Raw genomic sequence first — 12,496 nt, forward strand, 5'->3', positions numbered from 1 at the left:
CTCGGGTTCCTCGGGTTCGTCGAGCTCGTCGGGTTCAGCGGGCTCAGACGGCTCAGCGGGCTCAGCGGGTTCGTCCGGGGCGGGGGGTGCCGGGCTCGAAGCCCGGAGCCCGGGAGCCCGTACGGAAGCCGGGGCTCCGGACGAGGTCAGTCCTGCGGCGTGTGGTACGAGACCAGCGCGGCCACGCCCGGCTCGACGCCCTTCCACGAGCCGCTGAAGCTGAGCACCGCGATCGCCGCCGTCGGGAAGCCGCCGAGCCGCAGCCGCTCCAGCGCGTCCCGGTCGCCCGCGTCCCCGGCCAGGATCTGGGTCAGGCCCAGCACGCCGGGGTTGTGCCCGACCAGCACCACGTCCGCGTACTCCTCCGGGGTCTCCTGGAGGACGGCGATGATCTCGCCGGGGCTGGCCTCGTAGATCCGGTCCTCGTACACGGTCCTGCGGGCCCGCTTCGGCAGCTCGTGCGCCGCCAGCTTCCACGTCTCGCGGGTGCGCAGCGCGGTGGAGCAGAGCACGTACTCGGGGTTGATGCCGGAGTCGACCAGCCAGCGGCCGGCGTCCGGGGCCTGGTGACGGCCCCGGTCGGCCAACGGCCGCTCATGGTCGTCCACGCCGTTGGGCCAGTCGGCCTTGGCATGGCGGAGAACGATGATCCTGCGGGACGTGTCGGCGCTCATACCCAGCAAGCTTGGCAGAAAAGCCGCTCCGGGGCGCGGCGCTCCCGGATGCCGCCACTCGCAGGGGTGGCGGGTGTCATCATCCGCCGTTCGTCCGGCCTTCCGATAAACGGCGGTGGCCGGTGGACGGCGGTGCTACGCGGGGGGGGAACGGACCGGATCAGCCTATGGCGGCGGCGACGGAGGCGATGATCGCCACCAGCACCACGATGCCGGCGATCGCCAGGGCGATCTGTCCGAGCTGCTTGCGGCCGTCGGTCGGGTTGGGATCGAGAACGGGCATGTCCGGGATTCTTCCACCCCGGACACGCCCGTCGGTCACCGACCCCTCGGGGTTGGCCGTCCCTTGGTCAGGCCTTGACCTGCGCCACGGGGTGGACCGCCTCGTCCTCGATGTGCCGGGCCATCGCGGCCCGCAGGCCGAACAGCATCTGCGGCACCAGCAGCAGCGCCAGGAAGCCCAGCGGGCCGTACCACTCGCCGGTCATCTGGTAGATCCGGCCGATCAGGATCGGGCCGGGGATGGAGATCAGGTAGCCGACGCCCTGGGCGAAGGCGGAGAGCTGGGCGACCCCGCCGGCGGTGCGGGCGCGCAGCCCGATCATCGTCAGCACCAGCGGGAAGGCGCAGTTGGACAGGCCCACCAGGACCGCCCAGAGCCACGACGCGCCGGCCGGGGCCAGCGCCAGCCCGGCGTACCCGGCGATGCCGCAGGCGGCCAGCACGACGACGAACAGCCGCTGGTCGCCGCGGCGGGCGGCCAGGTTGGGCAGCACGAAGGAGACCGGCACGCCGATCACCATGGTCACCGCGAGCAGCACCCCGGAGGTGCCCTTGTCGACACCGGCGTCCTGGAAGATCTTCGGCAGCCAGCCCATCACCACGTAGGCGCCGGTGGCCTGGAGGCCGAAGAAGCAGGCCATCGCCCAGGCCGTCCGGCTGCGGGTGATCGGCAGCCTGGCGGCGGCCGCCCCGCCCGCGCGTTCGCCGCGCTCGCGCTTGGTCAGCAGCACCGGGAGCCAGAGCAGCAGGGCCAGCGCGGCGAGACCGGCCCAGACGCCCAGGCCGTAGCGCCAGTCGCCGCCGAGCGCGCTGGTCATCGGCACGGTGACGGCGGCGGCCAGCGCGGTGCCGGCCGACAGCGCCATCGAGTACAGGCCGATCATCGGACCGACCTTGTCCGGGAAGTAGCGCTTGATCACCACCGGGATCAGCACGTTGGAGACCGCCACACCGGCCAGCGCGAGCGCCGTCAGCAGCAGGAACACCGCGGTACCGCCGGCGAAGGAGCGGGAGAGCACGCCCAGGGTGATCGCGCCCATGCCGGCGGTGATCACGGCGATCGGGCCGATCCGCCGGGCCATCGAGGGCGCGGCGAAGCCGAACAGGCCGAAGCAGAGCGACGGGACGGCGGTGAGCAGCCCGGCGAGCGTCGGGTTCATCCCGAGGTCGGCGCGGACCTGGTCGAGCAGCGGCCCGAGGCTGGTGACCACGGGGCGCAGGTTGAAGGCGGCGGCGGCGATCGCGACGGCGAACAGCCAGCCCAGGTACTTGCCGGAGGAGGGTGTGGAGGGCCGCTCGGTCTGCGGCCGGGCCTCGGTTCGTGGGGAGGCGGTGGTGTCTGCTGCGGGAGGCATGGGCACCATCATAGAATGATGGGATGAATCGGCGCACCTTCGAATTGGCATGATGTGCCGACCCGCACCCCCACCGGACGCCGGCCCTCCCACCCGCCGGCCCCGTCCATCGAACCGTAGCCGCAAGGAGTACCCGTGGCGCTGTCCTCGCCGAGGCGCACCCCGCTGTCCGACCAGGTGATCGCGCAGCTGCGCGCCCAGATCACCTCCGGGGAGTGGCCCGTCGGCTCACGCATCCCCACCGAGGCCGCGCTCGTCGAACAGCTCGGCGTCGCCCGCAACACCGTCCGCGAGGCCGTCCGCGCCCTCGCCCACAACGGGCTGCTCGACATCCGCCAGGGCTCCGGCACCTACGTGCTCGCCACCAGCGAGCTGGCCGGGGTCATGCACCGCCGCTTCGCCGACGCCGACCAGGCGCAGGTCGCCGAGCTGCGGGCCGCCCTGGAGACCTCCGCGGCCGGCCTCGCCGCGGCCCGCCGCACCGACCGCGACCTCGGCCTGCTGGACGCCGCGCTGGGCCGCCGCGAGAGCGCCTGGCACTCCGGCGACGCCGAGGACTTCATCCAGGCCGACGCCGCGTTCCACCAGGCCGTCGTCGCCGCCGCCCACAACGACGTGCTGGCCGCCGTCTACGCCGACCTCGGCGAGGTCACCCGCGCCCACCTGCGGCACGACGTCGGCCCCGAGCTGATCGCCGAGCGCTACATCGGGCACGCCACCATCCTGGACGCCATCCGGGCCGGCGACGCCCAGCGCGCCTCCGTCGAGGCCGGCCGCGCCATCGGCGCGTGCACCCCCGCCGACGCCTGAGGCGCCCCGGAACGTCCTGGAACGCCGGAACGCCGCTGCCCGGCACCCCCACGAGGGTGCCGGGCAGCGGTGTGCGGCGGAGCGGTCAGGCGCCGATGGCGTGCAGACCGCCGTCGACGTGGATGATCTCGCCGGTGGTCTTCGGGAACCAGTCCGACAGCAGCGCGACGATGCCGCGGCCGGCCGGCTCCGGGTCGCTCAGGTCCCACTTCAGCGGGGAGCGGTGGTTCCAGGTGTCCGCCAGGTCGCCGAAGCCCGGGATGGACTTGGCGGCCATCGAACCGAGCGGGCCGGCCGAGATCAGGTTGCAGCGGATGTCCCGCTCGCCCAGGTAGCGCGCCAGGTAGCGGTTGGTCGACTCCAGGGCGGCCTTGGCCGGGCCCATCCAGTCGTACTGCGGCCAGGCGAACTGCGCGTCGAAGGTGAGGCCGACGACCGAGCCGCCGTCCTGCATCAGCGGCAGCAGCGCCATGGTCAGCGACTTCAGCGAGAACGCCGAGACGTTCATCGCGGTGGCCACGGACTCCCACGGGGTGTCCAGGAAGTTGCCGCCCAGGGCGTCCTGCGGGGCGAAGCCGATCGAGTGGACGATGCCGTCCAGGGTCGGCAGGTGCTCGCGGACCGTGTCGGCGATGCCCGCCAGCTCCTCCTCGCTGGAGACGTCCAGCGGCAGGACGGTGACCGGCTTCGGCAGCTTCTTGGCGATCCGCTCGGTCAGGCTCGGGCGCGGGAACGCGGTGAGGATGATCTCCGCACCCTGCTCCTGGGCGAGCTTGGCGGCGTGGAAGGCGATGGAGGACTCCATCAGCACACCCGTGATCAGGATGCGCTTGCCCTCGAGGATTCCAGTCATGCTCAGTGACCCATGCCCAATCCGCCGTCGACGGGAATGACGGCTCCGGTGATGTACGCGGCCTCGTCCGAACCGAGGAACCGCACGGTGGAGGCGACCTCGGCGGGCGACGCGTAGCGGCCCAGCGGCACGCCCGAGACGATCTCCGCGCGGCGCTCGTCGCTGAGCACAGCGGTCATGTCGGTGTCGACGAAGCCGGGGGCGACCACGTTGACGGTGATGTTGCGCGGGCCCAGCTCACGCGCCAGCGACCGGGCGAAGCCGACCAGGCCCGCCTTGGACGCCGCGTAGTTCGACTGGCCCGGCGAACCGGACAGGCCCACCACGGACGAGATCAGCACGACGCGGCCCTTGCGGGCGCGCATCATCAGCTTCGAGGCGCGCTTGACCACCCGGAAGGCGCCGGTCAGGTTGGTGTCCAGGACGGAGGTGAAGTCCTCCTCGGACATGCGCAGCAGCAGGGTGTCGTTGGTGATGCCCGCGTTGGCGACCAGCACCTGGACCGCGCCGTGCTTCTCCTCGATCTCGGTGAAGGCGGCGTCGACCTGCGCGGCGTCCGTGATGTCGCAGCGCACCGCGAGGACGTCGTACTTCTCCAGGGCCTCGGGCACCTCGCCCGAGCGGCTGGTGATGGCGACCTTGTCACCCGCCTCGGCGAAGGCCTGGGCGATCGCGAGGCCGATGCCCCGGTTTCCTCCGGTGACGAGAACCGAGCGGCTCAACGATCCACCTCTCTCCGTGTGTGCGGACGTACGTCGGAACGCGTACGCAGTGTGACGCTATCGGGCGGTCGGCGGTGTCGGCGCATCGGGCTCCCACAGCGCCGCACCGGAGGAACTGTCGCAATCCGACAATCCGTACCCGCAGCGCCCCGCACCTGCTCAGCCGCCCCGACCGAACCGCCGCCGGAGCCGAGCCAGCGCCGCCGTACGGGAACAACACGGCCCCGCGCACCCGTTGCCCCCGTGGTGTGGGCCGACCCGGGACCGGCCGTACCGATCCCCCGAAGGGTCCCGCGAGGAACGAAGGCAGGGCGCATGACCAAGGCACGGCCCAGGAGCACCCACCGAAACGGACGGCTGCTGGCCCTGACCGCCCTCGCGGCCGGCCTGGGAGCGGCCGCCTGGTCGCTGCGCGACCTGCCGGCGGCGTTCGGCCGGCGGCCGGACGGCGAGCACGAGGAGCGGGTGCGCGACTCGCCGCAGTACCGCGACGGCGTCTTCCACAACGCCCCCTCCACCCTGGCCCGGGCCACCACCGCCCCGGACATCGACCGCGGCACCATCCGCCGGATGCTGTTCGAGCGCGAGGGCCGCGTCCCCGCCCACCCCGTGCCGACCGTCCGCCCCGCCGGCGGCCCCGGCCCGGCCGCCGAGGGCGTGGCGATCACCTGGTACGGGCACGCCTCCGCGCTGGTGGAGATCGAGGGCTCCCGGGTGCTGCTCGACCCGATCTGGAGCGAGCGCTGCTCCCCCGCCGCGCACGTCGGCCCCAAGCGGCTGCACCCGGTGCCGGTGGAACTGGAGGAGCTGCCGCAGGTCGACGCCGTGCTGATCTCGCACGACCACTACGACCACCTGGACATGGCGACGGTCAAGCGCCTGGTGCGCAGCCAGTCCGCGCCGTTCGCGGTGCCGCTGGGCATCGGCGGCCACCTGCGCCGCTGGGGCGTCCCGGAGCACCGCATCATCGAGCTGGACTGGGACGAGACCTGCACCCTCGGCGACCTGGTGCTCACCCTCACCTCGGCGCACCACTTCTCCGGCCGCGGCCTGACCCGCAACACCACCCTGTGGGGCTCCTGGGTGATCGCCGGCCCCGACCGCAAGGTCTTCTACACCGGCGACTCCGGCTACTTCGAGGGCTACGCCCGGATCGGCGACCGGCACGGCCCCTTCGACGCCGCGCTGGTGCAGATCGGCGCCTACGACGCCGCCTGGGCCGACATCCACATGACGCCCGAGGACGCCGTGCGCGCCCACCGCGACCTCCAGGCGGGCCTGCTGGTGCCGGTGCACTGGTGCACCTTCAACCTGGGCCTGCACCCGTGGGCCGAGCCGATCGAGCGGCTGCTGGTCGAGGCCAAGGCGCAGGCCGTCCCGCTGGCCGTGCCGCGCCCCGGCGAGCGGGTCGACGTGGACAACCCGCCGGAGCTGGACGGCTGGTGGGAGATCGTCGGCTGACCGACCGGCCACCACGGCGGCGCACCGGCCGAAATGCGCTGGCCGAAACCCCCTGGACCGGCCATGATGCGGTGCGGGCGCCCCTGTGTGGCGCCGCACCGCCACCCTCCGCGACCAGGGAGCACGATTGCCTCCGATCCCTCCGGCCGACAGCGTCGGCGCCCCGCACGGGCGCGCCGTCGACCCGCTGTTCCTCGCCTTCCCGCTGCGCACCCTCGCCGACGCCGCCCTCACCCGGGCCCGCGAACTCGGGGCCACCCACGCCGACTTCCGCCTGGAGCGGGTCCGCAGCGCCTCCTGGCGGCTGCGCGACGCCCGCCCGGCCGGCACCTCCGACAGCGTGCAACTCGGCTTCGCCGTACGGGTGCTGCTGGACGGCGCCTGGGGCTTCGCCGCCGGGGTGGACCTCACCACCGACGCGGCGGCGCGGGTCGCCGAGCAGGCCGTCGCGGTGGCCCGGCTGTCCGGCGGGATCAGCCGGGCCGCCGGCTCCGCCGAGCGGGTCGAGCTGGCCGACGAGCCGGTGTACCTGGACGCCACCTGGGTCTCCTCGTACGAGGTGAACCCCTTCGAGGTGCCGGACGCGGAGAAGACCGCGCTGCTCGCCGAGTGGAGTTCGCGGCTGCTGGCCGCCGAGGGCGTCTCGCACGTCCAGGCGAGCCTGCTGACCGTCCAGGAGAACAAGTTCTACGCGGACACCGCGGGCACCGTCACCACCCAGCAGCGGATCCGGCTGCACCCCACGCTGGAGGCCACCTCGGTGGACGAACGCACCGGGGCCTTCGACTCGATGCGCACGCTGGCCCCGCCGGTCGGGCGCGGCTTCGAGTACCTCACCGGCGTCCGGGGGCCGTCCCCCGACGGCCGGGGCCTGCCCGCGGCGGGCTGGGACTGGGACGCCGAACTCGCCGAACTGCCCACCCTGCTGGCCGAGAAGATGAAGGCGCCGAGCGTCCGGGCCGGCCGCTACGACCTGGTCATCGACCCGTCCAACCTCTGGCTGACCATCCACGAGTCGATCGGCCACGCCACCGAGCTGGACCGCGCCCTCGGCTACGAGGCCGCCTACGCCGGCACCTCCTTCGCCACCTTCGACCAGCTCGGCTCGCTCAGGTACGGCTCCGAGCTGATGCACGTCACCGGCGACCGCACCGCCGAGCACGGCCTGTCCACGATCGGCTACGACGACGAGGGCGTCGCCACCCAGTCCTGGGACCTCGTCAAGGACGGCACCCTGGTCGGGTACCAGCTCGACCGCGGCATGGCCGAGCTGAAGGGCTTCGAGCGCTCCAACGGCTGCGCCTTCGCGGACTCCCCGGCCCACGTGCCGGTGCAGCGGATGGCCAACGTCTCGCTCCAGCCCGCCGCCGGCGGCCCGGACACCGAGGGCCTGTTCGCCGGGGTGGAGAACGGCCTGTACATCGTCGGCGACCGCTCCTGGTCGATCGACATGCAGCGCTACAACTTCCAGTTCACCGGCCAGCGCGCCTACGCCATCAGGAACGGCGAACTCGCCGGCCAGGTCAAGGACTTCGCCTACCAGGCGACCACCACCGACTTCTGGGGCTCGATGACGGCGGTCGGCGGCCCGCAGACCTACGTCCTCGGCGGCGCCTTCAACTGCGGCAAGGCGCAGCCCGGCCAGATCGCGGCGGTCAGCCACGGCTGCCCGTCGGCGCTGTTCCGCAACGTCAACGTGCTCAACACCCAGCAGGAGGCGGGTCACTGATGACCGCGATGCAGCCCCACGAACTGGTCGAGCTGGCACTCGGCCTCTCCCGCGCCGACGGCTGCGTGGTGATCGCCGACGAGGAGTCCACCGCCAACCTGCGCTGGGCCGGCAACTCGCTGACCACCAACGGCGTCACCCGCGGCCGCCGCCTCACCGTGATCGCCACCGTGGCCGGGGCCGAGGGCACCGCCTCCGGTGTGGTCTCCCGCGAGGCCGTCACCCCGGACGAGGTGGAGGGCCTGGTCCGCGCCGCCGAGGAGGCCGCCCGCGCGGCCGGCCCGGCCGAGGACGCCCAGCCGCTGGTGGCCGACCGACCGTCCTCCCCGGACTTCACCCGGCCGCCCGCCGAGACCTCGATCGCGGTGTTCGACGCCTTCGGCCCGGCCCTCGGCGAGGCCTTCGCCCGGGCCGCCGCCCAGGGCGAACTGCTGTACGGCTTCGCCCGGCACGAGGTGACCAGCAGCTACCTGGGCACCTCCACCGGCCTGCGGCTGCGCCACGACCAGCCGACCGGCATGGTCGAGATCAACGCCAAGACCGCCGACCTGTCCGGCTCCGCCTGGGCCGGCGCCGCCACCCGGGACTTCTCCGACGTGGACGTCACCGCCCTGCACACCGAGCTGACCAAGCGCCTCGGCTGGGGCGCCCGCAAGGTGGACCTGCCGGCCGGCCGGTACGAGACGCTGCTGCCGCCCTCGGCCGTCGCCGACCTGATGCTCTGCCTCGCCTGGTCCGCCGTCGGCCGCGACGCCCACGAGGGCCGCACCGTCTTCTCCAAGCCCGGCGGCGGCACCCGGATCGGCGACAAGCTCGCCGGGCTGCCGCTCACGCTGCGCACGGACCCGGCCGAACCCGGCCTGGAGTCGGCGCCGTTCGTCCTCGCGCACTCGACCGGCGGGAACGTCTCGGTCTTCGACAACGGCCTGCCGATCGACGCCACGGAGTGGATCCGCGAGGGCGTGCTGACCGACCTGGTCACCAGCCGCCACTCCGCCGGACTCACCGGCCTGCCGCTGCGCCCGTTCGGCGACAACCTGGTGCTGGAAACGGCCGGCCAGGACACCGCGCCGACCCTGGACGAGATGATCGCCCGCACCGAGCGCGGCCTGCTGCTCACCTGCCTCTGGTACATCCGCGAGGTGGACCCGGCGACGATGCTGCTCACCGGTCTGACCAGGGACGGCGTCTACCTGGTCGAGAACGGCGAAGTCGTCGGCGCGGTCAACAACTTCCGGTTCAACGAGTCCCCGGTGGACCTGCTGGACCGGATCACCGAGGCGGGCCGCACCGAGCGCTGCCTGCCCCGCGAGTGGAGCGACTACTTCACCCGCACCGCGATGCCACCCGTGCGTGTCGCGGACTTCAACATGAGTTCGGTCAGCCAGGCCTCATAGCCACTGACCAACGGGGGGATACGAGAGACATGATGGACGAGAAGCGGCTGGTCAAGACGAGCAAGATGCTGTCGCGCATCCTGCGGCACGAGCCGGAGCGGGTGGGCGTCACGCTGGACGAGTCCGGCTGGGTCCGGATCGACGTGCTCCTCACGGCCCTCGCGGCCAAGGGCAACCGGCTGACCAGGGCCGATCTGGACCACCTGGTGGCGACCAACAACAAACGCCGCTTCGGCTACTCCGCGGACGGTCTCTCGATCCGCGCCAACCAGGGCCACACGGTGGCGGTCGACCTCGGCCTGGCCGCCGCCGTGCCGCCCCCGGTGCTCTACCACGGCACCGCCGACCGCCACCTGGCGTCGATCTTCCGGGAGGGCCTGCGCCCGATGGCCCGGCAGGACGTCCACCTGTCCGCGGACACCGAGACGGCGGTGCGGGTCGGTGCCCGGCACGGCCGCCCGGTGGTGCTCACCGTGAACGCGGCCGCGATGGCGGCGGCCGGCCACGAGTTCCGGATCAGCGACAACGGTGTCTGGCTCACCGACGCCGTCCCGCCGCAGTTCCTCTCCCGGCGGTCGTGAGGCCCCTCGCCCCACCGTTCCGACTGCCCGTCCCGATTACCCGTCCCGATCGGCCGGACAGTCCCCTCGCACACCCGACCGGGTGGGTCCGCCCCACCCGGTCTCGTCGTCCCCGCCGCCCAGGCGTACCGTGAGGAGGCCGCGCGGCGAGTCGCGCGGGAGCGTGGACGAGGGCGGTACGACATGGGCAAGAGCGCCGACGGTGGACAGCAGGTCCACCGGATCACGGGAGCGCGGAGCAGCCTCACCGAGGACGTCCGCGGGCGGCAGCGCCGCTACGTGGTCTCGATGCTGCTCCGGACGGTCTGCGTGCTGCTCGCCGTGGTGCTGTGGGACGTCCAGCGGTGGCTGGCGTTCGCGGCGCTGGCCGGCGCCGTGCTGCTGCCGTACTTCGCCGTCCTGATCGCCAACGCGGGCCGGGAGCGGGCGCCGGGGCTGCCGAGCACCTTCGACATCCCGCTGGACACCCCGCTGATGCTCGGCCCCGGTGGGACGGGCGGGAGGGGTGGGGCAGATGGGGCCCCTGGTACAGGAGGGGCAAAGACCGCTGCCACCGATCCTTCACAGGGCCCGAACTGACCGTCCGTTTCGCGCCGTTTCGAGAAAATCTGGCTTGAAGAAAGCTCAGAAGAAGCTCAGATTAATCATGCAAGACCTCCCCAACCGAGGCCCCTGGCGTGACATACTGCGTACGCGCTCCGCATCCCCCGTCGGAGCGACGGACCGACGCCGGGCGGCTCCCCCCGTGGCTGCCCGGCGTCGCCATGCCCGGATCCGGGCGGGCTCACTCCGGGCCGCGCGGAGCACGTGAAACACTGGCGGTGCAGACCACCCGCCTAGCGCTGAGGACGACCCGATGGACACCCCGCAGACGCCGATCTGCTCCGCCAAGGGCTGCCGGGCGAACGCCCGTTGGGTGCTGGTGTGGAACAACCCCAAGCTGCACACCCCGGACCGCCGCAAGACCTGGCTCGCCTGCGACGAGCACCGCGAGCACCTGTCCCAGTTCCTGAGCGTGCGCGGCTTCCTCAAGGAGGTCGTCGCCTTCGCCGACTGGACCCCGGAGACGTCCTAGTCGTCCTAGCCGTCCGGGTCGTCCGGGTCGTCCGAGACGCCCTGACCTCGCGGGACCGCTAGGCCCTGTCCGGTCGAGCTTGGCGGATCAGCCCGCGGCTCCCCCAGCCTTCGGCCGGGAGGTACCCCCATTACGCGCCCGGCTGGGCGTGCGCCCGGATCGTCCTCGTACTGGGCGTACTTGGGCGATTCGGGCGTGCGTCCAGGCGGGATGCCCGGCGTCGCGGGCCCGGCAAGATCGGCCGGACAGGGCCTAGTAGTGCTTTGTTAGGAGGCTTGTCGCATCGTGTGGTCGGTAGTTCTCTGGTCGTATGAGGGCTGGGGAGCTTGCTGTGTGGCGGGGTCGGTTGGAGGAGTTCGCGGCCGAGGTGTTCGCGCCCTTGGCCCGGCGTGATCAGCGGGCCAAGGGCGGGCTGTATCTGCGGGGGTTGCTGCTGGAGGGTCGGCGCAAGTCGATGCAGCCGATGGCCGAGCGCCTGGGCGTCGATCATCAGGCGTTGCAGCAGTTCATGACGTCCTCGACCTGGCCGGTCGAGGACGTCCGGGCCAGGCTGGCCAGGCGGGCCGTGCGGGCGGTGCGGCCCGAGGTGTGGGCCGTGGACGACACCGGTTTCCCCAAGGACGGCAAGGCCTCGCCCGGGGTCGCCCGGCAGTACTCGGGCACCCTGGGCAAGGTCGGCAACTGCCAGATCGGCGTCAGCGTCCACGCGCTCTCCGACACCGCCTCCTGCCCGCTGTCCTGGCGCCTGTTCCTGCCCGAGTCCTGGGACGGACCCGAGGCGGCCGGCCGGCGGGCGGCCTGCCGGATCCCCGAGGACGAACACCACCGGCCGAAGTGGGCCCTGGCGCTGGACATGCTCGACGAACTCGCGCAGTCGGGACTGCGGCCCGCCGTACTGGTCGCGGACACCGCCTACGGCGCGAACGCCGACTTCCGCCACGGGCTGGAGGACCGCCGCCTGGCCTACGTGCTGCAGGCCAAGGGCGAGATGACCGCCCACGGCGAGGATGCCGAACCGCACCGGCCCGCCTACGGGGGCCTGGGCCCGCGGCCCCTGCCGCGTTACCGCACCCGCCCGATCCCCCTGCGCGAGCACGTGCTGGCCGCCGGCCGCGGGGCCGGGCGGAGCGTGACCTGGCGCAAGGGCTCGAAAGCCGCGATGAGCTCGCACTTCGTCCTGCTGCGGGTCCGCCTCGCCGGGCGGCGTCCCAAGCCGGCCGACGACGGCACGATCCCGCTCACCTGGTTGATCGCCCAGTGGCCGGAAGGCGAGGCGGAACCGGTCAAATACTGGATCTCCAACCTGCCCGCTGACATCCCCGCCAGGGACCTGGTCCGGCTGGCGAAGTCACGCTGGCGGATCGAACACGACTACCGCGAGCTGAAGACCCGCCTGGGCCTGGACCACTTCGAGGGACGCTCCTTCATCGGCTGGCACCGCCACGTCACCCTCGTCAGCGCCGCCCACCTGTTCCTCACCGAACAGCGGGCCCTCCCAAAAGCCCTGTCCAGGGCCTGACCTTCGGCCAGGCCCTGGACCTCCTCCAACACCTCATC

13 protein-coding genes are annotated in these 12,496 nt (G+C 72.7%); 8 read left to right on the forward strand and 5 right to left on the reverse strand.

Translation table 11 applies throughout. The annotated features are described in order from the left end of the window. Positions 1–146: 146 nt before the first annotated feature. The 3 genes from ABT015_RS37360 to ABT015_RS37370 form a co-directional block, all read right to left on the reverse strand. Positions 147–674 carry a SixA phosphatase family protein gene (locus tag ABT015_RS37360; protein WP_350887652.1) on the reverse strand — a complete coding sequence of 176 codons (528 nt, stop codon included), beginning with the start codon at positions 672–674 and terminating at the stop codon, positions 147–149. A 160-nt stretch (positions 675–834) separates the two neighbouring features. After that, complete coding sequence (locus ABT015_RS37365; RefSeq protein ID WP_279634939.1) at positions 835–957, reverse strand: SGM_5486 family transporter-associated protein; 123 nt, start codon at positions 955–957, stop codon at positions 835–837. Between the two features lie 67 nt (positions 958–1,024). Continuing rightward, positions 1,025–2,311, reverse strand: coding sequence for a CynX/NimT family MFS transporter (locus ABT015_RS37370; protein ID WP_350887656.1), 1,287 nt, complete (start codon positions 2,309–2,311; stop codon positions 1,025–1,027). A 135-nt stretch (positions 2,312–2,446) separates the two neighbouring features. Between ABT015_RS37370 and ABT015_RS37375 the strand changes: the two genes are divergently transcribed. Further along, on the forward strand, positions 2,447–3,121 hold the full coding sequence (locus ABT015_RS37375) for a FadR/GntR family transcriptional regulator (RefSeq protein WP_350887659.1): 675 nt from the start codon (positions 2,447–2,449) through the stop codon (positions 3,119–3,121). A gap of 85 nt (positions 3,122–3,206) precedes the next feature. On the opposite strand, the gene fabI is transcribed toward ABT015_RS37375, so the two are convergent. Both fabI and fabG read right to left on the reverse strand, forming a co-directional pair. After that, positions 3,207–3,974: an enoyl-ACP reductase FabI gene (fabI, locus tag ABT015_RS37380; protein ID WP_350887662.1), complete on the reverse strand. Its 768-nt coding sequence runs from the start codon at positions 3,972–3,974 to the stop codon at positions 3,207–3,209. Between the two features lie 2 nt (positions 3,975–3,976). Further along, positions 3,977–4,696: a 3-oxoacyl-[acyl-carrier-protein] reductase gene (gene fabG / locus ABT015_RS37385; RefSeq protein ID WP_350887665.1), complete on the reverse strand. Its 720-nt coding sequence runs from the start codon at positions 4,694–4,696 to the stop codon at positions 3,977–3,979. Between the two features lie 315 nt (positions 4,697–5,011). On the opposite strand from fabG, the gene ABT015_RS37390 reads away from it, so the two are divergent. The 7 genes from ABT015_RS37390 (at position 5,012) to ABT015_RS37420 (ending at position 12,458) form a co-directional block, all read left to right on the forward strand. Next, a complete protein-coding gene (locus ABT015_RS37390; RefSeq protein ID WP_350887668.1) occupies positions 5,012–6,157 on the forward strand; it encodes an MBL fold metallo-hydrolase in 1,146 nt (381 codons plus the stop codon). A 136-nt stretch (positions 6,158–6,293) separates the two neighbouring features. After that, complete coding sequence (locus ABT015_RS37395; protein ID WP_350887682.1) at positions 6,294–7,886, forward strand: TldD/PmbA family protein; 1,593 nt, start codon at positions 6,294–6,296, stop codon at positions 7,884–7,886. Then, the gene (locus ABT015_RS37400; protein WP_350887670.1) at positions 7,886–9,283 is read left to right on the forward strand and encodes a metallopeptidase TldD-related protein; all 1,398 of its coding nucleotides are present in this window, start codon (positions 7,886–7,888) and stop codon (positions 9,281–9,283) included. The genes ABT015_RS37395 and ABT015_RS37400 overlap by 1 nt, the downstream gene beginning before the upstream one ends. Before the next feature lie 32 nt (positions 9,284–9,315). Then, on the forward strand, positions 9,316–9,864 hold the full coding sequence (locus tag ABT015_RS37405) for an RNA 2'-phosphotransferase (RefSeq protein WP_350887685.1): 549 nt from the start codon (positions 9,316–9,318) through the stop codon (positions 9,862–9,864). Between the two features lie 183 nt (positions 9,865–10,047). After that, positions 10,048–10,443, forward strand: coding sequence for a DUF3099 domain-containing protein (locus ABT015_RS37410; protein ID WP_350887673.1), 396 nt, complete (start codon positions 10,048–10,050; stop codon positions 10,441–10,443). Positions 10,444–10,720: 277 nt separating this feature from the next. After that, on the forward strand, positions 10,721–10,939 hold the full coding sequence (locus tag ABT015_RS37415; RefSeq protein ID WP_350887676.1) for a hypothetical protein: 219 nt from the start codon (positions 10,721–10,723) through the stop codon (positions 10,937–10,939). A gap of 310 nt (positions 10,940–11,249) precedes the next feature. Continuing rightward, positions 11,250–12,458 carry an IS701 family transposase gene (locus tag ABT015_RS37420; RefSeq protein ID WP_350887679.1) on the forward strand — a complete coding sequence of 403 codons (1,209 nt, stop codon included), beginning with the start codon at positions 11,250–11,252 and terminating at the stop codon, positions 12,456–12,458. Positions 12,459–12,496 lie beyond the last annotated feature (38 nt).

Source organism: Kitasatospora sp. NPDC094016 (assembly GCF_040304045.1).
In the GTDB taxonomy this organism is placed as follows: Bacteria; Actinomycetota; Actinomycetes; order Streptomycetales; family Streptomycetaceae; genus Kitasatospora.